Genomic DNA, 23,313 nt, shown 5'->3' with positions numbered 1-23,313 from the left:
AGCATGGCAGCGCCTTAGTACCCAACTTGGCATCAGGACGCCACGAATACTCATGCATGAGCTCATAGCTCACTGATTTGGCGTTGCACTTGGAATAGTGTGAAACGCTAGTTGAGACTCCATCAGAATCGCCGTCCCACCAGCTTCGAGTCTCAAAACCCACTCTCCCATTCGATATGTGGCTGTTGATACTGCCTTCGGCGAATGCCGGAACTGCCACAGATGCAGCTACAACGAGACCCGCAGCGACTGCCGCTACTCTGGCAGTTTGCTTCGAAGGAATCATCATAATCTCCTTTGAGTACTTGGGTTTCACCGGCGTAAAACAACCCTAGCCAAACCTTACCACTCGTCCCCTATTCCTGTCACGGAGCGCCATGAGATTCGAAGAATCGACACTGAGCTATGTTTTGGCTCTCTGCTCAGTCCAGTGGAAGTAATTGACGGCTACACCATCACTGATCGTCCACGACGATGACGTAGAGCTGACGGGGCCCATGCACACCATCGACACGTGCCAACTCGATGTCGGAGGTTGCCGAGCCACCGGAGATGAAGGTCAACGGATGGCCCTCGTGGACCGCCGGCTTGACGATCTGGATGGCCTCGGGAACATCAGAAACCACCTGACTGGCCTTGATGACACACACGTGGCGGTCCGGAACGAGGGTAATGGCCCGACGTCCCTGGTCCTCGACGTGAGTCAGGACGATCGAACCGGTGTCGGCGATTCCAGCCGCCGAGGCGGTGACGACGGCGTCGGTGTCGTTGAGCTCCTCCTTGGACAACTGGGGCTCGTCGACGCGGGCGTCGATACCGGCTCCCTTGATCGCCTCGACCCAGGACTCGTCCAGCCCAACCGGCACGACGGTGCTGTGCTCGGCGCCGGTGACCTTGAGCCCCTCAACGACGGCCTTGGGAACGTCAGCCCCCTGAACCCGCACGACGGTGGCCTTGTAGTCGATAACCTTCTCGACGAAGGTTCCGACGACGTCGTCCATCTCGATGCCGGTGCCGTACTTCCACTCGACCGGCACATCAGCGACCGGGTCGGAATTGGTGATGTCCGAGCTGGCGCGACGAATCCGGGCAAGGATCTCGGTACGCGCCACCGGATCAGTGCTGATGGTGGTCATCGCTTTTCCTCCCTGTTCTTCTTCCACCAGGTACGGAACGTGTCGGTCGGCGGCGCATCGACGTCGCGGTACTTCAGCCACCGCTCGGCCACCGGCACCGGAACCGGTCCCATCTTCTTTCCGCGCAGGACACGTCCCACGCCGCGCGAGCCGACCTGGATAGCCTCGAAGTGCTTGTAGTCACTGAACGCCCACGACGCGGTCTTCATAAGCCCCATCTCGCCGGCAACCTCGTAGTCCTGCGGGACCTTGTCGGCCTTTTCGGACTTGACGACCTTGTTGCGCAGCTCGAGGAGGATGTCGGTGAAGGGAATCTTCACCGGGCAGACCTCGTTGCAGGCGCCGCACAGGGAACAGGCGTACGGCAGACCACGATCAACCGGGTGTTCGACGCCACGCAGCTGCGGGTTGAGCACCGCACCGATCGGTCCGGGGTAGACCGAGCCGTAGGCGTGACCGCCGGCCCGCTCGTACACCGGGCAGATGTTGATGCAGGAGGCGCAACGGATGCACCGCAGCACCTCACGGCCGAGGGTGTCGGCCAGGACGTTGGTACGGCCGTTGTCGAGGAAGATGACATGCTGCTCCTGCGGACCGTCACCCTCGGTCACGCCGCTCCACACCGAGTTGTACGGGTTCATCCGCTCACCGGTGGCCGAGCGCGGCAGCAGCTTGAGGAAGACCTCGAGGTCGTCGAAACTCGGCAACACCTTTTCGATGCCGACGACGGACACCAGGGTGTCGGGCAGGGTCAAGCACATACGGCCGTTGCCCTCGGACTCGACGATCACCAGCGAACCGGTGTCGGCAAGGACGAAGTTGCCACCCGAAACCGCCATCTCGGCACGCAGGAACTTCTCGCGTAGGTGCAGACGAGCAGCGTTGGCCAGCTCCGGCGGGTTTTCCGAGATGTCCTCGGGTGCCGGACGACCGTAGTTCTTCATCTCATGGAGGAAGATCTCGCGGACCTCGGCACGATTACGGTGAATGGCCGGCACCACGATGTGGGAGGGACGGTCATGTCCGAGCTGCACGATGAGCTCGGCCAGGTCAGTTTCCCAGGTCGCAATGCCCTGCTCCTCAAGGTACTCGTTGAGGTCGGTCTCCTGGGTGGTGATCGACTTGATCTTGACGACCTCGTCGACCCCCTTCTCCTTGGCGATCTGGGCGACGATGCGGTTGGCCTCCTCGCCGTCACGGGCCCAGTGGACGTGGACGCCGTTGGCAGTGAGGTTCTTCTCAGCCTCGATCAGGTAATGATCCAGGTGACGGCCAACGCGGTTCTTGATGGCCTCCGCGGCGTTGCGCAGATCCTCCCAGTCCGGGGACTCGGAGACGCGCAGGGCGCGCTTGTTGCGAATCGTCGTGGTGGCATTGCGCATGTTCTTGCGCTGCACCGACAGATTCAGCTCATTCTTGGCGGCCTTCGAGAACTTCGGCATACCCATGTACGTACCGGGCTTGTCGGGGGCCGGGGTCAGCCGGGCGACACCATGATTTCCGTAGGTGACGCGACGTAGTTCGGTGCTCATGGGTCAGTCCTCCTCAGTGTTGGCGAGGATTTCGGCGATGTGAATCGGCTTCACGCCCGAGTTCTGACGGGACAGCACACCACCGATGTTCATGAGGCAGGAGTTGTCGCCGGCGACGACGTACTCAGCCTCCGTCTCACGAACGTGGCGAGCCTTGTCGCTGGCCATTGCCGCGCTCATGTCGGGGTTCTTGATGCAGAAGGTTCCCCCGAACCCGCAGCACTGCTCGGCCATCGGCAGGTCGACCAGGGTCATGCCGCGGACGTTCTTGAGCAGCTGGTAGGGACGATCTCCCAGCTTGAGCAGACGCTTGCCGTGGCAGGACGGGTGGTACGTCACTCGGTGCGGGAAGTACGCACCGACGTCGGTGACCCCGAGGATATCGACGAGGAACTCCGGCAGGTCGTAGGTGGTCTGGCTGGTGTGCTCAACCTCCTTGAGCAGTCCGGAGTCGCCGGCGTGCTCGGCGAGCATCGGGTGCTGGTCGCGGACGGCAGCGACACAGGATCCCGACGGGGCGACCACGTAGTCGTAATCCCCGAAGGCCCGCACATACTGACGGACGGTGGGAATGCCCTCGTCGAAGTAACCGGTGTTGGTCGTCATCTGGCCGCAGCAGGTCTGCTCCCGCGGGAACTCGACCTTGCAGCCCAGACGCTCCAGCAGGGTGGTGACGGCCACGCCAGTCTGGGGGAACATCACGTCATTGATGCACGTGATGAACAGCCCGACGGTGATGCCCGCCCCCGGCAAGCCGGGCGAGGCAGCCCTGGTACCAGGGCTCGTAGTGGTTGTCATGGTGACCTCCATTGAGAATGAACGGATGCCAGGCGGTGTCAACCGTCAGCAGAATCAGGGGACCATCCATCCGAGCACCGGGGTCGACATGAGGCCGACGATGATGCACATCAGGACGAGCAGGATGATCGAGAACTTGAAGACCTTGCGCAGGATGACCGACTCGCCGCCAGCCAGGCCGATCGCGGTGGCCGCGATGGTCAGCGACTGCGGGGAGATCATCTTGCCGACGACACCACCGGAGGCACCGGCACCGACCAGCAGGTGACGCATGCCCTCGACGCCGAGGTGAGAGCCGGCGCCGATCTGCTGACCGACGCTGCTCTGCAGGCCGGAGAACAGGATGTTGGCGGAGGTGTCAGATCCGGTGACGTAGGTGCCGATCCAGCCAAGGATGGGGGCGAGGAACGGATAGAGCGCTCCAGCGCCAGCAATGAACATACCGAGGGCCAGGGTCTGGCCGGAGTCACCCATGACATAGGCGAGGGCGACGACCAGGCCGATGGTCAGCATCGAGAACTTCATCTTCTTGGTGTTGACCCACAGCTCCTTGAAGACGTCGGAGAGGGACACCTTGTAGATAAGGCCGACGAGGATGGCGACGACGGCCAGCAGGAAGCCCGGCTGGGACAGCCACTGCCAGGTGTAGGACTGGTGGGCCGCTGCCTTGCCACCAGTGGTCATGAGGCCGGACAGGCCAGGCCAGGCCATCTTGGTGTCGGCAGTCTTGAGGCCCTCCTTAACGGCCGGGATGGCGGCGATGCCGAAGACCACGATGACGAGGATGTAGGGCACCAGAGCCATGAAAATGCGGTTGCCGGTGAGGTCGGAGATGTCTACCTCCTGAGCCTCCACGGGCTCGGTCTCGACGGCCGGGTCCATCGGGATGCCGATGCGCTCGGCGGCCTCGCGGCCACCCTTCGGCTTCCAGGCCTTGAGGAAGAGCAGAGAGAGGGCGACGGTGACGACTGCGGCGAAGATCTCGGTCAGGTTGTAGACTGGGGTGCCACCGACGATGATCTTGGTGACGCCGAAGACGATGCCGACGAACAGGCCAAAGGGCCAGCACTCACGCACACCCTTGCGGCCATCCATGATGGCCAGCATGAGGAAGGGGACGACGAGGCAGAGAACCGCGCAGATACGGGCGGACACCGGGGCAACCATCGAGACGTCCAGGCCGCCGGTTTTGGCGGCCATGAGCACCGGCAGACCGACGGCACCGAAGGCCACCGGAACGGTGTTGGCGACCAGGGCGGTGACGGCACCGCGAAGTTTGCCAAAGCCAATGGCGATCAACATGGCAGCCGCGATGGCGACCGGGGCGCCGAATCCAGCAAGGGCCTCGAGCAGACCGCCGAAGCAGAAGGCGATGAGGATGCCGAGGACGCGCGGGTCGTCACTGATGAGGAAGAAGGTGCGGCGCAGGTCGTCGAAACGACCGGAGATGACCGTCACCTGGTACATCCAGATGGCGCCCAGCAGAATCCACGAGATCGGGAACAGACCGTAGAGGAATCCCTGGGCACTCGAGGAGATTGTCATACCGATCGGCATGTGGAATGCGGTGATTGCCACGATGAGGGCGACGCCCCACGAGAAGAGGCCAGCCAGATGCGCCTTCCAGCGCAGCGCACCAAGGGTGATGAGCATGGCCAGCACCGGCAGCACGGCAAGGAGGGCCGAGAGCCACTGCGACCCCAGCGGGTTGGCCGATGGGGTGAAGGTCTGGAGAAGAACCATCGAAGAACTCCGTTGTTCAACCATTGCCTCCGGTCGGCGAACCGTCGGCAAGGTCGGGCCGATTTGGTCCGACCAATAGTACGGTAGGACCATTACTTACAAACGTCAAGAACTTCCGTTCAATTGACGAACGGACGATCAACCATCTGTGCAACACATGAGGGTTGCCTAATTTCGGACCCTTTTCAGGGTCCTTTCATGTACTCAACCCGCTTCACAAAGTTGTTGGGCATACCATGCATGTTCGGTGACAATGAAGCGACTCACCGATGAGGATCTCAGCCATGACACAGACCCGCGACGCGGACGCCAGCCAGCCAGGCGCACATCCCGGACACTGGGTGTCAGAGTCGCACCCAGAATCAGGCGCTGACACTGATACGAGATCCCGCGGATTCTCGGTCGTCATGCATCACATCGATGACGAGATCCTCACCGGGACCTGGGTCAATGGTTCGCGCCTCCCCCCGGAACGAGAACTCGCCGCCACCCTGGGCGTCAGCCGGGGAGCAGTCCGGGAAGCCATCCGCGCCCTGGAGGCCCTGGGAATTCTGACCTCGGGCATTGGTCGAGGCAACGGAACCCACGTCGACGCCCATCCCTCCGATGCCATGGGCCGCATCCTGCGCCTACAACTGGCCCTCGACGTCGTCTCCTTCGCCGACCTCACCGAGACCCGCGTGGCCCTGGAGAAGGCGGCCTGCGCGGCGGCAGCAAAAGTCCGCGCCCCCGAGCCGCTGGCACGGGCCACCGACCTCCTCGGTCAGATGCATGACGCCATGCAGCCGGATTCCTTCAACACCCTCGACACCGCTTTCCACGTCGCCCTCGCCGAGGCTGGGGACAACCGCCTCATGAGCGACCTGACGATGGCCATCCGCGAAGCGGTGCACCTGCCCATCCTGGAGGCAGAGCATTCCCTCATCGGGTGGGACAACTGGCGTGACAGCCTCGTCTGCGACCACGAGGAGATGCTCACCGCGATCGAGAACGGCGACCCGATTCGGGCGGCCGAGGTCACCGAGGCGCACATTCGCAACGCCTACGAGACCCTGCTGCTCGGACGGGACTGACGCCGAGCCAGTCCCACCCGGCAAGTGTCCTCAGCCCTGCTGCTTGTCGAGCTGAGCCTGCAGGCGCTCGAGCTTGGCGTCCATCTCCCCAGTGCGTCCGGGGCGGATGTCGGCCTTGAGCACCAGCGACACCCTAGTGCCGTACTGGGCAACCGCTTCGGTAGCTTCCTTGACGACGCTCATGACCTCGTCCCACGAGCCCTCGATCTCGGTGAACATGGATGAGGTGTGGTTGGGCAAACCGGACTCGTGGACGACGCGGACGGCAGCAGCCACGGCATCGGAGACCCCACCGTCCTCCCGCGAAGCTCGGCCACCGCTGGGTACAAGACTGAAGGCAACGATCATGCCCCCAGTCTTGCACCGCTCACCCGCCACCCAGCCAACCTCGTCGGGAACACCACACCGAGCACCGCAGAGCGTGAACACCATCAATTTTCGATACGCCAAACGTGCGTTATTACGTCATTGCCACAAGGTTTAGGAAAACATCCCTGCACCAAATCTCATTCCTCATACCCTGCCGTGCACGACCTTTCATACGTGGTCTAACATCGATTGCAGGTTCGCTTGTGAACCCCACATTCACGATCCAAAATGCCGCATTTCCAACAGGAAGAGCCAGGTATGAGCGCCGAGACCACGACGAGTGACACGACCGTCACCGACGACCAGAACGGGTACGTCATCAGGGAGAACCAGGACATCGCCGCACGTCCTGACCTCGCCCGCACGACAGGTCGCGTCACCCCGACCCGCACCCGCAGACCCGTCTACCTCGACATGCTCCCTCCTTGTAATGCCGGTTGCCCGGCGGGCGAGAACATCCAGGAATGGTTGCGTCTCATCAAGGCTCATGAGGAGGAGAAGGCATGGCGTCAGCTCACTGCCGACAACCCCTTCCCTGCCATCCACGGCCGTGTCTGCTACCACCCCTGCGAGGTGGCCTGCAACCGCGCCGACCTCGACGGCGCAGTGTCCATTCACTCCGTCGAGCGTTACCTCGGCGACCTCGCCATCGAGAAGGGCTGGAAGTTCATCAAGCCCGTCGATGCCTCCGGACACCGCGCCCTCATCATCGGAGCCGGCCCCGCCGGCCTGTCCGCCGCATACCACCTGGCCATGCTCGGCCACGACGTCGAGATTCACGACGCCGGCGACAAGGTCGGCGGCATGATGCGCTACGGCATCCCGGAATACCGGCTACCCCGCGAGGTCCTTGATGCCGAGATCGAGCGTCTCACCGATCTCGGCATCAAGATCGTCCTCAACCACCCCGTCAACGACCTCATGGAGGAGAAGGCGAAGGGACGCTTCGACGCCGTCTTCGTGGCCATCGGTGCCCACCTGTCCAAGCGCGTCGACATCCCGACCGTGGATGCCTCCCGCATGGTCGACGCAGTCAGCTTCCTGCACAACGTCGCCGCTGGCGAGAAGCCCCTCATCGGTCGTCGCGTGGCCGTCTACGGTGGCGGCAACACCGCCATGGACGCCGCTCGGGTGGCCAAGCGACTGGGTGCCGAGGAGTCCATCGTCGTCTACCGCCGCACCGCCGAGCAGATGCCGGCCCACGCCGAGGAGCGTGAGGAGGCGGAGCGCGAGGGCGTCCAGATGAACTGGCTGCGCACCATCACCGACGTCGGTGACGACCTGACAGTCGAGGTCATGGAACTCGACGAGAACGGCAAGCCGCGCGGCACCGGACGTTACGAGAAGCTCGAGGCCGACACCGTCATCCTGGCCGTCGGACAGGACGCCGACACCGGCTTCCTGCACAAGATGCCCGGCATGCGATTCCGCAACGACGTCGTCGACGTCAACCCCTCGACCCTCATGACCGATGTTCCCGGTATCTTCGCCGGTGGCGACACCGTCCCCTCCGAGCGCACCGTGACGATCGGTGTCGGCCACGGCAAGCGTGCCGCCCGCCAGATCCATCTGTGGCTCAACCGCGAGTCGGGCTATCCGGCCCCCAAGAACACCACGGTCGGTTTCAACGACCTCAACCTGTGGTACTTCGGTGACCACCTGCGTCGTCACCAGCCCGAGCTCGACCCGACCCAGCGTGTCGGATTCGACGAGGTCGTCGGCGGTCTCGACGACGAGCAGGCCCACTTCGAGGCCGGACGATGCCTGTCCTGCGGAAACTGCTTCGAGTGTGACGGCTGCTACGGCTCCTGTCCCGAGGACGCCATCATCAAGCTCGGCAAGGGCCACCGCTACGAATTCGACTACGACAAATGCACTGGATGCGCCACCTGCTTTGACCAGTGCCCGGTCCATGCCATCGAGATGATCCCTGAAGGCACCGATCCGGCAACCGTGCAGGGGTCCGGCAACCCCACCCTCGGATGGGCAGTGCGTCCTGAACCCAATCCACAACGGTCAGCTTCGATGAAGTTCACCGTCGACTCCGAGAACTGAGAAGGAGGACTGACCATGGCAACTAGCTCCGACTCCCGCGTCCGCACCATTGCCGACGGCAACACCGCCGCCGCCTCGGTCGCCTATCGCTGCAACGAGCTGTGCTCGATCTACCCCATCACCCCGTCCTCCCCGATGGCCGAGACCGCCGACGAGTGGTCCGCCGCCGGACGGAAGAACATCTGGGGCGACACCCCCACCGTCATGGAGATGCAGTCCGAGGGTGGCGCCGCCGGCGCCATGCACGGCGCTCTGCAGGGTGGCGCCCTGAGCACCACCTTCACGGCCTCCCAGGGCCTGCTCCTCATGATCCCGAACATGTACAAGATCGCCGGTGAGCTCACCAGCACGGTCTTCCACGTGGCCGCCCGGTCGCTGGCTGCCCAAGGCCTGTCGATCTTCGGTGATCACCAGGACGTCATGGCTTGTCGTCAGACCGGATTCGCCATGCTGTGCTCCTCGACGGTGCAGGAATGCCACGACCTGGCCCTCATCGCCCAAGCCGCGACGATGCACTCCCGGGTGCCCTTCATGCACTTCTTCGAGGGCTTCCGCACCTCCCACGAGCTCAACGTCCTCGAGATGCTGTCGGACGACGACATTCGTCACTTCATCACTGACGACCTTGTCCACGCCCACCGGGAGCGCGCCCTGTCCCCGGCCCACCCGTTCATCCGTGGCACCGCCCAGAACCCCGACACCCACTTCCAGGCCCGCGAGGCCGCGAACAAGTACTACGAGAGCGTGCCGGGCATCGTCCAGTCCCTCATGGACGAGTTCGCCCAGGTCGTCGGTCGCCAGTACCACCTCGTCGAGTACCACGGCGATCCCGAGGCCACCGAGGTCATGGTCTGCATGGGCTCCGGTGCCCGCACCATCGAGCACGCCATCAACCGTCTCAACGCCCAGGGGCACAAGCTCGGCCTCGTCGAGCTGCACCTGTTCCGTCCCCTCCCGGCCGCCGAGATCGTCAGGGCCATCCCGGAGACGGCCCGCACCGTCGCCGTCCTGGACCGCACCAAGGAACCCGGCTCCAACGGCGAGCCCCTCTTCCTCGACGTGCTGGCCGCCCTGTCCGAGGCCCACTCCCGTGGCACCCGCAACAACATGCCGATCGTCTCGGGCGGGCGCTACGGCATCTCTTCGAAGGAGTTCACCCCCGGCATGGTCGCCGGCATCGCCGCCGAGCTGGAGCTGGAGCGGCCGCGTCCCCGCTTCACCATCGGCATCGAGGACGACGTCACCGGCCTGTCCCTGCCCTGGGAGCCCCTCGACATCGAGGATCCCAAGACCATCCGTGCCGTCTTCTACGGCATGGGTTCTGACGGCACCGTCGGCGCAAACAAGAACACCATCAAGATTCTCGGCTCGGACCCCAACACCTACGCCCAGGGCTACTTCGTCTACGACTCCAAGAAGTCCGGATCGAAGACGACCTCCCACCTGCGCTTCGGACCCGACCCGGTCGAGGCCCCTTACCTCATCAGCCAGGCCGGATTCATCGGTATCCACGCTTGGGGAATCCTGGAGTCCATCGACGTCCTGACGATGGCTCGCGAGGGCACCACCGTCCTGCTGAACTCCCCCTATGACGCCGACGAGGTGTGGGACAAGCTGCCTGACACCATGCAGCGTCAGGTCCTCGAGAAGCACCTCGACCTGTGGACCATCGACGCCCTGTCCGTGGCCCGCAAGGTCGGTCTGCGCAACCGCACCAACACCATCCTGCAGACCTGCTTCTTCGCGATCTCGGGTGTGCTGCCCAAGGACGAGGCGATCGCCAAGATCAAGGACTCGATCCAGAAGACCTACGGCAAGAAGTCTCAGCAGATCGTCGAGATGAACCACGCTGCCGTCGACGCCTCCCTGGAGCATCTGCACCAGGTCAAGGTACCTGAGCGGATGACCGCCAACCACAGCCTCATCCCGGCCGTGCGCGAGGACTCCCCGGAGTTCGTCAAGAACGTCACCGCCCGCATGATCGAGGGATTCGGCGACCTGCTGCCTGTCTCGGCCTTGCCCGACGACGGCACCTACCCCGCAGGAACCACCAAGTACGAGCAGAGGACGCTGTCCGACGTCATCGCGACCTGGGAGCCCGAGGCCTGTATCCAGTGCGGTAACTGCGCCTTCGTCTGCCCGCACGGCGTCATCCGCGCCAAGTACTGCTCACAGTCCCAACTCGAGGGAGCCCCGGAGTCCTTCCAGTCCGCCGAGCTCAACGCCGCGGGTCTACCGGAGTCCCGTTACACCCTGCAAATCGTCCCCGACCAGTGCACCGGCTGCGGCCTGTGCGTCGAGGCCTGCCCGGCCCACCCGGTGGGCGAGCCCGACCGCAAGGCCATCAACCTCGAGGAGCATCTCGACAAGACGGTCCAGCGCGAGAACGTGAGGTTCTTCGAGACCATCCCGGTCAACGACCGCTCCCGTGTCGACTTCGCCACCGTGCGAGGCACCCAGTTCCTAGAGCCGCTCTTCGAGTTCTCCGGAGCCTGCTCGGGTTGTGGCGAGACGCCGTACGTCAAGCTCATCACCCAGCTCTTCGGCGACCGCGCCGAGGTGGCCAACGCCACCGGCTGTTCCTCCATCTACGGCGGTAACCTGCCGACGACCCCGTGGGGCAAGAACGCCCAGGGCCGTGGCCCGGCATGGTCGAACTCCCTGTTCGAGGACAACGCCGAGTTCGGCCTGGGCATGCGGATGGCCGCCAACGTCCAGACCGACCTGGCCAGGCGTCGGCTCCAAGAGGTCTCCGACCAGCTCGACCCTGAGTTCGTCGACGACTTGCTGCACGCCCCACAGCTCACCGAGCACGACCTGCAGCGTCAGCAGCGTCGGGTCAAGCAGCTGCAGGACAAGCTCTCCGACATGGAACAGACCCCGGCGGTGCGCGACCTCATGAGCGTCGCCGATCACCTACTGCGTCGCTCGGTGTGGATCATTGGTGGTGACGGTTGGGCCTACGACATCGGTTCGGGCGGCGTTGACCACGTGCTCGCCTCCGGACGCGACGTCAACGTTCTGGTTCTCGACACCGAGGTGTACTCCAACACCGGTGGCCAGGCGTCGAAGTCGACCCCGCTGGGTGCCGTCGCGAAGTTCGCGTCCGCCGGCAAGCCGACCGCCAAGAAGGACATGGCCATGCAGGCCATCGCCTATGGATCGGTGTACGTGGCTCGCGTCGCTCTGGGAGCCGATCCGCAGCAGACCCTGCGGGCCTTCCGCGAGGCGGAGGCCTACCCGGGCCCGAGTCTCGTCATCGCCTACAGCCACTGCATCGCCCACGGCTACGACCTGCGCAACGGCCTCGATCAGCAGTACAAGGCCGTCCACTGTGGACACTGGCCGCTGATGAGGTACAACCCGGTGTTGGCCGATGAGGGACGCAACCCGTTCCTGCTCGACTCCTCCAAGCCCGACAAGACGTGGCGGGAGTACACCAAGCTGGAGCTGCGTTACCGGATGCTGGCCAAGGCCCACCCGGAGGAGGCCGAACGTATGCTGGATCTGGGTCAGCGCCAGGTGGAGCGTCGTTATGCCGAGTACGCCGAGATGGCTTCCCGTACTGCCGAGGACTTCGCCGTCGATGCCCGTATGTCCCAGTTCGCCGCTTCATCCAACCGCGCCTGACAGCCCACGAAGGAATGACGTTTCATGAGTGATCTTCACACCAGGTACATGGGGCTCACCCTGAGGTCACCACTGGTGGCCTCGGCCGGCCCCATCCAGCAGAAGGTCGACGGGGTCAAGGCCCTTGCCGACGCCGGAGTCGGAGCCATCGTCATGTACTCCCTGTTCGAGGAGCAGGTGAGGCATGAGGAGGCCCGACAGGCCGAGATCGAGTTGGAGTACATGGACTCGTTCGCCGAGTCGCTGAGCTTCTTCCCGACCGTGGCCAGCAACGAGGGCGGTATCACCGAGCGCTACCTCACCCATCTGGAGGCCAGCGCCAATGCCGTCGACATCCCCGTCATCGCCTCGCTGAACGGCGCGACGAACGGTGGTTGGGTCGACACCGCAAAGCGGATGCAGGATGCCGGCGCCGCGGGCATCGAATGCAACATCTACATGGTGCCCGGTGACCTCGAGCAGTCCGCCGAGGAGGTCGAAGACCGTCACGTCGAGATCGTCCAGGCAGTCAAGGACGCCGTGACCGTCCCGGTGGCCGTCAAACTCTCGCCGTTCTTCACGGCCCTGGGCAACATGACCACCCGTCTGGACGCCGCCGGGGCCGACGCCTTGGTGATGTTCAACCGCTTCCTGCAGCCCGACATCAACATCGAGAAGATGCAGGTCGAGCCCGGTGTGTGGCTGTCCTCCCCGGCTGACGCCCGCCTGCCGCTGACGTGGATCGCCGCCCTGTCGGGTCGTATCAATGCCTCGTTGGCTGCATCGTCGGGTGTCGAGACCGCCGACGATGTCGTCAAGTACCTTCTTGCCGGCGCTGACGTCGTCATGACCACTTCGGCGCTGGTGCGCCACGGTGCCGGATATGCGGCCGAACTGCAAAAGGGACTTGAGTCCTATCTGCAGCGCAAGGAGCTCGACCTCGACAAGCTGCGCGGCACGCTCGCCATCCCGGCCGACGCCTCGACCGCCGAGTACGAGCGCAACGGTTACGTCGCGGCCCTTGAGAAGGCCAAGACGACCTACGGATCCTGATTCGCGAATTCACGGCTGAGGGGCCGGTGGCGGTGGCCACCGGCCCCTCATTCTGTGCCATCCCTCGTCGTCGCCACCCGCACTCGTGTGGTGATCGGGGTGATGACAAGGCCAGCTGCCACCTCACATAGCAATCCCCCGGGTCGCAACCGCAATTACCACAGGGGCATCGGGTGTCACCCACTTTGCCGTCAGACCCCATCTGACGAGGCCATATGTCGTCGTGACATGATCGTGGCCGGCGACAACAGTCACGGGCGGAACGAGCATGACAGGGAACGTGGGTGAACGCCCGGTAAGGTTGTCCGCACGAGACGTCCAGGAGGAACGATGCCCCAACGCAAGGTCAGCGTGATCAACCACTACGCCTTCCCACCGGGGTCGGGTGGCATCACCCGCACCTTCGACATGTTCTCGCGGTTGCGCGGCTGGCAGCCCCACTTCTACGCCGCCAACATCAACCACACCTCTGGTGAGAGGATGACCGTCGACGACCCGCGTTACACCCTCGTCCCGATCCCGGAGTACAAGGGCAACGGGGCCAAGCGTGTCCTCGGCTGGATCGCCTTCGCCGCCGGTGCCGGTGCCCGGACTCTGGTACGCCCGGCCGACGTCATCTTCGCCTCCTCCCCCCAGATCTTGGCCCCGGCCGCTGGCATGGTCGTCGCCGCTCTGCGTCGCAAGCCCTTCGTCGTCGAGGTGCGCGACCTGTGGCCGGAGTCGCTAGTCTCCGGCGGCGCCCTCAAAGAGGGATCGGCCCTCCACAAGGTGCTCCAGGGGCTGGAAAAGACCATCTACGCCCGTGCCCGCCAGATCGTCGTCGTGACGAAAGGCTGGGAGGACCACTTCCGCGAGCTCGGCATCAACGTCGACAAGGTCACCGTCGTCCCCAATGGCGCCGACCTGGCCGAGTACGAGGTCAACGAGTCCCGCGAGGACCTGCGCAAGGAGTTCGGCATCGAGGGATTCACCGCGGTGTTCTCCGGCACCCATGCCAACTACGTCGGGCTGGACCTCATCGTCGACGCGGCCCGTCGCCTCCCGGACGTCAACTTCCTCCTCGTCGGCGCTGGAGCTCGCAAGCAGTGGGCCATCGACGAGGTGAAGAAGCTGGGACTGACGAACGTCAAGTTCCACGACCAAGTACCCAAGTCCGAGCTGGTGCGCATCCTCTCGGCCTGTGACGTCGGCTTGCACACCGTCTCCCCGCAGTCGGTCTTCGACAAGGGCATGAGCCCCAACAAGCTCTACGACTACATGGCAGCCGGGCTGGCCGTCGTCTCGAATGCCAAGGTGCCGATCCGCGACGTCATCAGTGACGACGAGGTGGGCGCCTGCGTCGATCCGACCGAGCTCGTCTCTGGTATCGAGCGGGTGCGTGACGCCGACGAGTCCACCATGAAGCGTTGGCACGAGCGGGCCCGCGAGCTCATGACGAACAAGTACTCCCTACAAGCATCGGTCGACAAGCTCGAGACGGTGCTGGAAAAGGCGCTGTACCGCTGACGTCGGAAACGAGCGGCTGGGGTGGGCAGTCCCCAGCCGCTCTGCGTCGTTGGAGTCCGTCACCCCAGCAGTGCCGCTGCAATGGCAGGGACAGCGATGACGAGGACGGCCAACGCGACTCCCCACAGGTCTCGTGTTCGCCAGCGCGACTCGACGGCGTAGGTACGCCGAGTCGCCGTCGCGAAACCGCGAGAGTCCATGGCCCGGCTGAGCACCTCCGACGACCTCATGGCGTACAGCACCATCGCGAATGTCATCGAGGACAGGTATTTGACCCGGGATGACAGGGAGTACGCCGGCCCCATCCCGCGCAGGCGGCGCACATCGGACTGGACGCGCCACTGGTCGCCCAGGTGCCCCATCCGGATCACACCTGCCACCGACGCCACCACCGGGCGCTGCGGAAGGTGGGTCTGCTGTGCCAGGGCGTCGCCGAAGCGGGTGGGATCGGCCGCGGCAGAGGCCAGTGCGCCCGGCAGGACGAAGACGAGGATCCTCAGCCCCTGACGGGTCGCCTCGCTCCACACCGCTGGGTTCGTGAACCCGCTGTGGAGCAACAGGGTCGTCCAGACCAACATCACCGCGGCGATGACGACCGGAACCGTCCGAACCGCCAAGGGTTTGACGCGGCGGGAACACATCGGAGCCATGGCGACGGCCGGAATGAGCCCGATGGCGCCGATGAGCGGAGATCGCACGAAGAGGGACCCGACAATGCCTGCGACGGCGATAAGGAGGACGACGAGAGGGTTGATCTTCGTCAGGAATGCCGGCTTCCCCTGGGGGTTCTCTTCCGGGGTAGGATCCGGATCGCGGTACGAGGCGACGTCAACGACCTCGTCAGCCATCTCGATGACCTGGGGGTCGTGGGAAGAGACGACGACGGCAACCCCGGAGTCCGCCGCGGCGCGGATGGCCGTCAGGACACTGGCACCGCGGTCGTCGTCGAGGCCGACGGTCGGCTCGTCGAGGAGCAGCAGGTCGGGTTTCTGAGCGAGTGCCGCCGCGATGGCAAGGCGCCTCTTCTCCCCGCCCGAACAGGTCATGGGGTGGGAGTCGAGGATCGGCTTGAGCCCGAAGGTCCTGACGAGGTCGCGCAGATCAGCGTTCTCAGGAACCATCGGCGAGGCGAAGAGCTCGTCAGCAGCTGTGCGGGCGACGAGGTAGTTCTCCGGGTTCTGCGGCACCCAGGCGGTGTGCCCGGGCTCGGGGAGGGCGAGCTCGCCGGCGGCAGGGTCGTCAAGCCCGGCCAGCAGCCTCAGCAGGGTGGACTTGCCGACCCCGCTGGGCCCTGACAGGACCGTGACGTAACCGCGTCGGGCCGACATCTCGACGCCACGAAGCAGCACGTCGTCAGACTGCGGACGGTGAGCATCGAGAGCGACGGCCCGAGCGACTGCCTCGCCGGGAGTAGCGGGGTGCCACGGCACTTCGGTGGGCTCGCGCGAGTCGAGGTAGTCCTCGAAATCCCAGATCCGTTTGAGGGTGCCGTGATCGGTCAACTCGACAACCTGGTCGAGGATCCCACGCCACTGGTCCGGATGGTGGTCGACGACGAAAACCGTCCGGTCGTGGGCCATCATGGCGACCTCGTCTCGAATCGCGCTGGCCGATTCCTCGTCGAGCATCGAGATCGGCTCGTCGAGGAGGAGCAGCCCGGGGTCGGTGGCCAGGATTCCGGCGATGACGAGACGCTGCATCTGCCCGCCCGACATCTTCGTGGTGGAGTGGCCACAGGGAATGGTGAACCGGGCACGGCGTCGGGAATCCTCGACGATCGGCCAGATCTCCTCGCGGGGAACGCGATGATTCTCCGGACCAAAGGCGATGTCACGTCCACAGGTCGCGGCAACGACGGAGTGGATCGGCTCCTGCTGCAGCAGACCGACGTTGTCGTTGCCCCACGTACTCACTTGGCCCGTCAGATCGTGACTCTCCTCCTCCAGCAACCCTCCGACGGCGTGCAGCAGGGTCGTTTTGCCAGCGCCCGAAGGCCCTGTGACAAGCACCCTTGCGCCAGCAGGCAGGTGGAGGTCGATGGGCCCGAGGATGGGGGCGTCGCGGCCCGGGACGCCGACAGTCAACCCCTCGACATCCACAGGCACCGCCCGACGAGCGGAAACGTCGTCAGCCTGGTCATTACGGGCCAAGACGTCAGTCATGACAGATTCCGCGCCGACGCCGTACTCCGCTTTCCGCCACGCAGTTCACGAGAAACCGCGAAGGGGTTGAGGGCACCAGCGGCCGCCAGGCCGCGGACGATACCCCACGCCAGCAGACCGCCGAGCAGGGCTCCGGAGACGACCATGAGGATGAGGTAAACGACGGTGTCCCCGAAACGGAACATCGGGTAATAGGAAATACGTTCGTAGATACCCTCAGCGATACCGGTGAGAGCTCCGGCGACCATGGCGAGCTTCGGTCCAGCCTTGCGATAGGCGACGATGAGCAGACACAGCTCCATCGGCAGAGCCTGGATGACTCCGGAGATGATGGTGCCTGGACCCCATGGGCCTCCCAGAGCCGCCTCGATACATGCAGCAAGAATCTCTGCGAGAAGGGCAGCGCCCGGTTTGCGGACGACGAGGCCGGCGATGAGGGCGGGTAGGAACCAGATGCCGGTGAGAATGCCCTCGGCTGGCACATACACCGAGGACACCGGCTTGAGGAGGCTGTAGAGAGCGCCGTAACCGAGGAAGATGACACCGAAGGCCACCGCGATCATCACTGGGGTGACAATGTCAATGGTGCGGTACCGCATGGCAGGTTTGTCGTTGGTCATGGAAATCCTTCCGTCCCTTCGGAAGGGGGCGCACATGCGCGAAGAGCCCGACTCCCTACGCCGGTCCTAACCGGTTCAGGTTCGAGGGTCTGGGCGGTGCCCACTCTCAGCATCCGACGATGCTCCCCTGTCGTTGAGAGCCATCGTAGTCGCGGTTGGCGGGAAGTCTCCACCCACAACGGGTTCGGCGATCCTTGCGCAGGGCTCGGAAATCGTCGGGCGGGGCCCGTCACCCGGACCTCGACGATGTCGGGTATTCCGCCTCCTGGTGGAAATCGGGGTCATGGACCCCCGTCGTGCCATCTCCCGTAGCAGCTTTCGCCATCAGAACCCCGATCTCCACAAGGTTGCGGGTAGACCGGGACGGGAAGGGACACGTTGCTTGGAAACAAGTCCTCAACTCCCGGACTCAGCGTGGGTGCTGGACTTGGCCCGCCGTCAGCTATGCCCCAACGCCCGATTCGTGCGCTTCGTGGGCATGGCCGTCAGTGGGTCCTCGGGCCAGGGATGTTTGGAATAACGTCCACGATTCTCCGCTCGCACTGAGGGGTAGACGTTGGCCCAGAAACTGGCGAGATCGTCTGTGACGGCCAACGGACGTCGGGCTGGGGACAACAGATGGAGCACCACCTTCACGCGGCCGTCACAGATCATCGGGCCGTCGGTCCACCCGAAACACTCCTGGAGCTTCACCGCGAGCACCGGAGCGGCGTCACTGCCGGGTTCCGGGTAGTCAACGCGGATTCGCGACCCGCTGGGGACCGTGATCGTCTCGGGGAGGGCCTCGTCAAGACGTGCCGATTCCTGCCACCCCAGCATCCTGCGTAGGCCAGAGGTGGCGTCACTCCCCTGCCCTGCGGCCAGGCCATCCAAGTCGAGCCATTCCTCGGCGCGAGAGAGCAGAGCCTCATCACTGACGTCAGGCCAGGGGTCTCCGAGTACCCGGTGGGCCAGGGCGAGCCGACTCCTCAGGGACTCACCGTTCTTCGTCAGGCCTATAACCTCGAGCCCGCGGGATCTCACTTCTTCCAGCACCGCTCGACGGGCTTCATCACGCCCTGGCCGGACCGGGGTGCACGACAACTCGATGGCACCAAGCCGCGAAACGCGCCGACCGCGAGCCTTGCCGCCATTCCAGGTGACCGTGGTCTCGGTCGCGAGCATCGCCGCACCGGCATCCAGAGCCGCCGATTCCGCCAGCGGGACCGCTGCCCGGATGAGGGCGCCGCTCGTGACGCGAGAGGTTCGGGCAACGGCCAACCAGGGCTGCCCGAGCAACCCGGGTGGGCAGTTGCGGGGCAGTTCAACCCCAGTGCCACAAGCCAACAGATAGGACGATGACCCCTCACCACGGCTGCGAGCGATCCAACCTGGGCGAGCCAGGGAGACGACCGTGGCGACGGCATCATCGTCGGTGATGTTGGTGTCGGGGAAATCGTCAGTGAGACGCGAAAGCCGGTCAGCCTCGCGACGCCACACCCTCCCATCGGGGTGACGACCAGTCCGCAACTGGCGCCACTGCCCGACGAGGTCGACCTGTCCGTCGTCGAGGCCGAGCATGGCGACGATCTCGGCGCAGCGACGAGACCCGACAATCGGCGCGCCGTCGACCAGGGCCCTTGCTAGACGCGGGTCGACCGGAACCGTCGCGAGCTGACGCCCTCTGTCGGTGACTCGACCGTCAGCGTCAACAGCACCTAGGTCACGCAGTTCCTCCTCGGCCTCGGCCACCCGGTCCTGTGGCAATGGGGTTGGTAGGGCCATGCCTTCGCCACGAGGAGAGCCCCAAACGGCCAGCGCCAGCAGCGGTGCCACAAGGTCGGCATGATCAACCTCGGGGGCCGGGTCAGCATCCATCCCAGACCAGTCCTGGGGCCGCAGGCTCCGCACCGCGACGCCAAGGCCGAGACGAGCTGCACGTCCGGCACGCTGAATTGCCGAGGCTCGAGATTCCCGGACTGTCACCAGGCCCGTCATGCCGCGATCACGATCCAGGCGCGGTTCCCGGGACAGACCCGAATCGACGACGAGCCTCACCCCCGGCACCGTCAGGGAGGATTCCGCAACCGCCGTCGAGACGATGACACGGCGCACATCACCTGGGTCTGACAAGGCACGATCCTGCTCACGCGCCGACATCGACCCTGACAGCCCGACGATTTCCACGCCATCGAGCCGGGAGCGCAGATCCGCGACGACGTGGTCGACCTCGCGCGCCCCCGGCACGAAGACCAGCGCCGAACCATCTGGGTGGTGATCGAGGGCCTCGACGGTGACACTGCCAAGGTGACTGAGGAACTCGGGAGTCACACCCCGAGAATCCACAGGGGATCCCGAGGCTGGGGCCCACTCGATCTGGAGCTGATGCAGGGCCGATGACACCTCGACGACCGGTACCGGCTCGTCCGTACCGAGGAGGCTCGCCCACCCGGAGCTGTCGACGGTGGCCGACATCGCCACCACCGTGAGGTCCTCGCGCAGCTGGGCCACCTCGCACACCATCGCGACGGCTAGGTCGGCATCGAGATGACGCTCATGGACCTCGTCGAGGACGACGGCATCAACCCCTGTCAGGTCAGGATCGCGCATCAGGCGGCGAAGGAGAATCCCGGTCGTCACGAACTCAACCCTGGTGTCGCGGGTTGTCGTCGACTCCCCGCGCACGGTGTGGGAGGCGAACTCGCCGGGGCGGGTCCGGGTGAGTGTGGAAAGTCGGCGTGCGGCGGCTCTGGCTGCCACCCGTCGTGGCTGGGTGACGATGACCCGACCCGAACACCGCGATGCGACCAGCGGCGGGACGAAGGTCGTCTTGCCGGTGCCCGGTGGGGCGACGATGACCGCCCTCCCAACATCCAGGGCTGTGGTGATCTCGTCGCAATGATCGGCAACCGGATGCCCGGAGCCTATTGCGTCGAGGTCGAGACTCCGCGTCACTGGGCCGTCCCCCACCCCTGGGTCTCCCTCTCGTCCAGGGGATCAGGAGCAGTGGCCTCGGCGACCGTGCGGTTCGTCATTGCCTCCGTGGGGGCATCTTCCAGCGACCAGTCCGTCGCCCGGATAGGAATCCAGGAATCGGCCACCCGCTCGACGATCATCGTCATGATCATGACGGCATCGGGCTCGGCCCCCGGGAGCGCGGCGAACTCGTCAGGGCTGACCCACTGAAGCTCCAGAGACTCGCCAGGACGCGGTTTCTCCGCCGGATCACCATCAGCAACCATCGCCATGACGATGTCGGAGTGGAAGTGCCCTGGGTAGGGGCTGTGGGTGTTGAGAAGCACCGGCGTCGGGTGCATGAGGTCATGAACCCCGTCAGGAACCCGATTCCATGGCTGTAGGACGCTCAACTGGTCAATGTGGTAGCCAGCTTCCTCGTGGAGCTCGTGAGCAAGGGCCTGCCAGGGGTTCTCGGTGTGCTCGACGTGTCCGCCCGGTTGAATCCACAAATTCATCTTGCGGTGCTTGTGCACGAGGGCCTTCCACTGCCAGCCACGTGGGCTGTCGGATGGAAACCTTCTCAGGATCCACGCGCTGATCGTGACGTCGTGTCCATGTGGCTGGGTGTGGAGATGTGGCATGGTCCAAGCCTGTCACGCTGCAAGCTGCAGTGCCCGGCCCCGACCTACCCATGGGGCTCGCGTTATTGCGAAATACAGCACATTTTTGGGACAATCAGTATGTATCACCATCATTCGGAGGATCAGATGGACATCAATACCCTGTTGTCGGACATTGGCCTGCCGGGCCTGGGTCGCAGACCGGTTCTGGCGGACTCCAAGCCTCGAGTCGTGATCGTTGGTGCTGGTTTCGGTGGCTTGGCGGCCGCTGAGAAGACTGCCGAAGCAGGGTGCGACGTCACCCTCATTGACCGCAACCCCTACACCACATTCCAGCCGCTGCTGTACCAGGTCGCGACCGGTGGTCTGAACCCAGGTGACGTCACCTACCGCCTGCGTTCCTTCGCCGCTCAGAACGGTTCTCGCACCCACTTCCGTCGTGCCTCTGTGACCGACGTCGACACCGAGAACCGCATCGTCAACGTCGACAACGGCGACCCGATCTCGTACGACTACCTCATCCTGTCCCAGGGCGTCGGAGCCAACTTCTTCGGTACCCCCGGTGCCGCCGAGCACTCGTACACCATCTACACCCGCGCATCCTCGCTGCGCGCACGCGACGCCATCTTCACCTACCTCGAGGACCTCGACACCCAGCGTGACAAGACCTTCGACGTCATCATCGTTGGTGGCGGCCCGACCGGCGTCGAGATGGCCGGCACCCTGGCCGAGATGAAGTCGATCGGCATCCCGGCAATCTTCCCGGACGTATCCACCGACCGCGTCCACGTCACCCTCGTCGAGATGGCTGACCACCTCCTCATGCCCTTCGACCCGGCTCTACGCCACTACACCCGTCGCCAGCTGCAGAAGCGCGGCGTGGACGTGCGCACCAAGACCGCCATCGCCGAGGTGCGCGAGGATTCGGTGCTCCTCAAGGACGGTCAGACGCTTCCTGCGGACATGGTCATCTGGGCTGCTGGCGTCGGTGCCCACAAGTCCGTTTCCGACTGGGGGTTCGAGCAGGGTCGCGGCGGCCGTATCGCCACCGATGGCACTCTCCGCGTCAATGGTCACGATCGCATCTTCGCCGTCGGCGACGGTGCCATCAACACCGAGGACCCCAAGCCTCAGCTGGCTCAGCCCGCCATCCAGGGCGGCGAGTGCGTCGCCCGTCAGATCGTCCACCTCGAACTCGGCGAGCCGCTGGAGAAATTCGAGTACCAGGACAAGGGCACCATGGCGACAATCGGCCGCAACTCAGCCGTCGTCCAGCTGTCCGAGAAGCTGAAGTTCACCGGTATCAGCGCATGGCTGACCTGGGTGATGGTGCACATTTACACCCTGTTGGGCGGTCGTAACCGTCTGCAGGCCATGATCAACCTCGGCGCTCGTTACATTGCGTTCCATCGCGAGGCCGGAGCCATCGTCGGCGATGTCCTCACCGAGGAAGGCAAGGAAGACAAGAACAAAAACGCTCTTCGCGACGATGACGAGAAGGGCGCCAAGCCCATCGACGGGAAGAAGTGATGCGCATGAGCAAGCTCGAGATCAATCCTGAGGAGATCGACAGGGGACCCCTGATTGCCATCGCGGTGGCTGCAGTCGCCGTCGTCGGGATCGCACTGGTGGCAGTGCGCAAGGGACCCAAGGACACGAAGACGGGATCCCACGATCCGTCCTTGTTCGAGAACCTGTCCAAACGCAAGCCTGCCGGCGGACGGAAGGCTCGCCGTCGCGATCCGCGAGCCGACGGCCACGCCACCCCAATGGGTGGCACCGGGCGTGTGTCGACCGCCCCGGCCTTCTACTCCTACAAGTGACAATTCACTGACGGTGGGGTGACGCGAGAGCGTTGCCCCACCGTTATTTGTAGGCTCGGTGAGTCTGGGTCCCTCGCTCCCGTGCCTCGAGCCACGTGATGAGCGTTCCCCTCCTGTGGCAATGGGGTTCCTGATGGTCGGTGGTGCAGCGCCACGTTGCAGATGGGTTCATCGAAACCCCATTTTCCACAGCGGGACAACGCGACGGTCTGGCTGGGGACGCATGGGTCAGCGAACGGGACGAATCAAGACCCATCAGGGGGTAGGGCTACCCTTC

General features: G+C 64.5%; 16 protein-coding genes and 1 riboswitch. Of the genes, 7 read left to right on the top strand and 9 right to left on the bottom strand.

The features are described from left to right. Positions 1–455: 455 nt before the first annotated feature. From ACP8ML_RS00795 to ACP8ML_RS00780, 4 genes are read right to left on the bottom strand one after another with little or no spacing between them, the layout of a single operon-like run. Positions 456–1,136, bottom strand: coding sequence for a LutC/YkgG family protein (locus tag ACP8ML_RS00795; RefSeq protein ID WP_486702980.1), 681 nt, complete (start codon positions 1,134–1,136; stop codon positions 456–458). After that, positions 1,133–2,668: a LutB/LldF family L-lactate oxidation iron-sulfur protein gene (locus tag ACP8ML_RS00790; RefSeq protein ID WP_063279456.1), complete on the bottom strand. Its 1,536-nt coding sequence runs from the start codon at positions 2,666–2,668 to the stop codon at positions 1,133–1,135. The genes ACP8ML_RS00795 and ACP8ML_RS00790 overlap by 4 nt, the downstream gene beginning before the upstream one ends. 3 nt (positions 2,669–2,671) lie before the next feature. Further along, positions 2,672–3,478, bottom strand: coding sequence for a (Fe-S)-binding protein (locus ACP8ML_RS00785; protein ID WP_065673011.1), 807 nt, complete (start codon positions 3,476–3,478; stop codon positions 2,672–2,674). Between the two features lie 42 nt (positions 3,479–3,520). Further along, complete coding sequence (locus ACP8ML_RS00780) at positions 3,521–5,209, bottom strand: L-lactate permease (protein ID WP_486702979.1); 1,689 nt, start codon at positions 5,207–5,209, stop codon at positions 3,521–3,523. 407 nt (positions 5,210–5,616) lie between these two features. Between ACP8ML_RS00780 and ACP8ML_RS00775 the strand changes: the two genes are divergently transcribed. Continuing rightward, positions 5,617–6,282 carry a FadR/GntR family transcriptional regulator gene (locus ACP8ML_RS00775; protein ID WP_334353186.1) on the top strand — a complete coding sequence of 222 codons (666 nt, stop codon included), beginning with the start codon at positions 5,617–5,619 and terminating at the stop codon, positions 6,280–6,282. Between the two features lie 30 nt (positions 6,283–6,312). Here the strand turns inward: ACP8ML_RS00775 and ACP8ML_RS00770 are convergent, their stop codons facing one another. Next, positions 6,313–6,630, bottom strand: coding sequence for a thiamine-binding protein (locus ACP8ML_RS00770; protein ID WP_334353154.1), 318 nt, complete (start codon positions 6,628–6,630; stop codon positions 6,313–6,315). A gap of 249 nt (positions 6,631–6,879) precedes the next feature. Here ACP8ML_RS00770 and ACP8ML_RS00765 point away from each other — a divergent pair, with 249 nt between their 5' ends. The 4 genes from ACP8ML_RS00765 to ACP8ML_RS00750 all read left to right on the top strand — a co-directional run bounded on the left by ACP8ML_RS00765 (position 6,880) and on the right by ACP8ML_RS00750 (position 14,874). Next, on the top strand, positions 6,880–8,706 hold the full coding sequence (locus ACP8ML_RS00765) for an NAD(P)-binding protein (RefSeq protein ID WP_486702978.1): 1,827 nt from the start codon (positions 6,880–6,882) through the stop codon (positions 8,704–8,706). Positions 8,707–8,721: 15 nt separating this feature from the next. Continuing rightward, positions 8,722–12,336, top strand: a complete 3,615-nt coding sequence (nifJ, locus tag ACP8ML_RS00760) for a pyruvate:ferredoxin (flavodoxin) oxidoreductase (protein ID WP_486702977.1) — start codon at positions 8,722–8,724, stop codon at positions 12,334–12,336. Positions 12,337–12,360: 24 nt separating this feature from the next. Beyond that, the gene (locus ACP8ML_RS00755; RefSeq protein WP_065673006.1) at positions 12,361–13,368 is read left to right on the top strand and encodes a dihydroorotate dehydrogenase-like protein; all 1,008 of its coding nucleotides are present in this window, start codon (positions 12,361–12,363) and stop codon (positions 13,366–13,368) included. A 330-nt stretch (positions 13,369–13,698) separates the two neighbouring features. Next, positions 13,699–14,874, top strand: a complete 1,176-nt coding sequence (locus ACP8ML_RS00750) for a glycosyltransferase family 4 protein (protein WP_065673005.1) — start codon at positions 13,699–13,701, stop codon at positions 14,872–14,874. 59 nt (positions 14,875–14,933) lie between these two features. On the opposite strand, the gene ACP8ML_RS00745 is transcribed toward ACP8ML_RS00750, so the two are convergent. The 4 genes from ACP8ML_RS00745 to ACP8ML_RS00730 all read right to left on the bottom strand — a co-directional run bounded on the left by ACP8ML_RS00745 (position 14,934) and on the right by ACP8ML_RS00730 (position 21,234). Then, entirely contained in the window at positions 14,934–17,036 is a 2,103-nt protein-coding gene (locus ACP8ML_RS00745) for an ATP-binding cassette domain-containing protein (RefSeq protein ID WP_117188187.1), read from the bottom strand. Then, on the bottom strand, positions 17,033–17,656 hold the full coding sequence (locus ACP8ML_RS00740) for an ECF transporter S component (protein WP_065673003.1): 624 nt from the start codon (positions 17,654–17,656) through the stop codon (positions 17,033–17,035). The genes ACP8ML_RS00745 and ACP8ML_RS00740 overlap by 4 nt, the downstream gene beginning before the upstream one ends. A 35-nt stretch (positions 17,657–17,691) precedes the next feature. After that, positions 17,692–17,795, bottom strand: a riboswitch (TPP riboswitch). A 299-nt stretch (positions 17,796–18,094) separates the two neighbouring features. After that, a complete protein-coding gene (gene hrpB, locus ACP8ML_RS00735; RefSeq protein ID WP_117188189.1) occupies positions 18,095–20,605 on the bottom strand; it encodes an ATP-dependent helicase HrpB in 2,511 nt (836 codons plus the stop codon). Beyond that, entirely contained in the window at positions 20,587–21,234 is a 648-nt protein-coding gene (locus ACP8ML_RS00730; RefSeq protein WP_065673002.1) for an NUDIX hydrolase, read from the bottom strand. The genes hrpB and ACP8ML_RS00730 overlap by 19 nt, the downstream gene beginning before the upstream one ends. A gap of 126 nt (positions 21,235–21,360) precedes the next feature. Between ACP8ML_RS00730 and ACP8ML_RS00725 the strand changes: the two genes are divergently transcribed. Next, on the top strand, positions 21,361–22,743 hold the full coding sequence (locus ACP8ML_RS00725; RefSeq protein WP_117188192.1) for an NAD(P)/FAD-dependent oxidoreductase: 1,383 nt from the start codon (positions 21,361–21,363) through the stop codon (positions 22,741–22,743). Further along, a complete protein-coding gene (locus ACP8ML_RS00720) occupies positions 22,740–23,036 on the top strand; it encodes a hypothetical protein (RefSeq protein WP_171048497.1) in 297 nt (98 codons plus the stop codon). The genes ACP8ML_RS00725 and ACP8ML_RS00720 overlap by 4 nt, the downstream gene beginning before the upstream one ends. Positions 23,037–23,313: the final 277 nt, after the last annotated feature.

The sequence above is a fragment of the Cutibacterium sp. LaCa_255 genome (genome assembly GCF_057458005.1).
Note: the sequence above shows the minus strand (reverse complement) of the source record. Positions and strands in the feature narration are given on the sequence as shown.

Bases quoted from the DNA above. Each gene is read 5' to 3' on its own strand.
- ACP8ML_RS00795 (WP_486702980.1), bottom strand. From the start codon at position 1,136: ATGACCACCATCAGCACTGATCCGGTGGCGCGTACCGAGATCCTTGCC.
- ACP8ML_RS00790 (WP_063279456.1), bottom strand. From the start codon at position 2,668: ATGAGCACCGAACTACGTCGCGTCACCTACGGAAATCATGGTGTCGCC.
- ACP8ML_RS00785 (WP_065673011.1), bottom strand. From the start codon at position 3,478: ATGGAGGTCACCATGACAACCACTACGAGCCCTGGTACCAGGGCTGCC.
- ACP8ML_RS00780 (WP_486702979.1), bottom strand. From the start codon at position 5,209: ATGGTTCTTCTCCAGACCTTCACCCCATCGGCCAACCCGCTGGGGTCG.
- ACP8ML_RS00775 (WP_334353186.1), top strand. From the start codon at position 5,617: ATGCATCACATCGATGACGAGATCCTCACCGGGACCTGGGTCAATGGT.
- ACP8ML_RS00770 (WP_334353154.1), bottom strand. From the start codon at position 6,630: ATGATCGTTGCCTTCAGTCTTGTACCCAGCGGTGGCCGAGCTTCGCGG.
- ACP8ML_RS00765 (WP_486702978.1), top strand. From the start codon at position 6,880: ATGCCGCATTTCCAACAGGAAGAGCCAGGTATGAGCGCCGAGACCACG.
- nifJ (WP_486702977.1), top strand. From the start codon at position 8,722: ATGGCAACTAGCTCCGACTCCCGCGTCCGCACCATTGCCGACGGCAAC.
- ACP8ML_RS00755 (WP_065673006.1), top strand. From the start codon at position 12,361: ATGAGTGATCTTCACACCAGGTACATGGGGCTCACCCTGAGGTCACCA.
- ACP8ML_RS00750 (WP_065673005.1), top strand. From the start codon at position 13,699: ATGCCCCAACGCAAGGTCAGCGTGATCAACCACTACGCCTTCCCACCG.
- ACP8ML_RS00745 (WP_117188187.1), bottom strand. From the start codon at position 17,036: ATGACTGACGTCTTGGCCCGTAATGACCAGGCTGACGACGTTTCCGCT.
- ACP8ML_RS00740 (WP_065673003.1), bottom strand. From the start codon at position 17,656: ATGACCAACGACAAACCTGCCATGCGGTACCGCACCATTGACATTGTC.
- ACP8ML_RS00730 (WP_065673002.1), bottom strand. From the start codon at position 21,234: ATGCCACATCTCCACACCCAGCCACATGGACACGACGTCACGATCAGC.
- ACP8ML_RS00725 (WP_117188192.1), top strand. From the start codon at position 21,361: ATGGACATCAATACCCTGTTGTCGGACATTGGCCTGCCGGGCCTGGGT.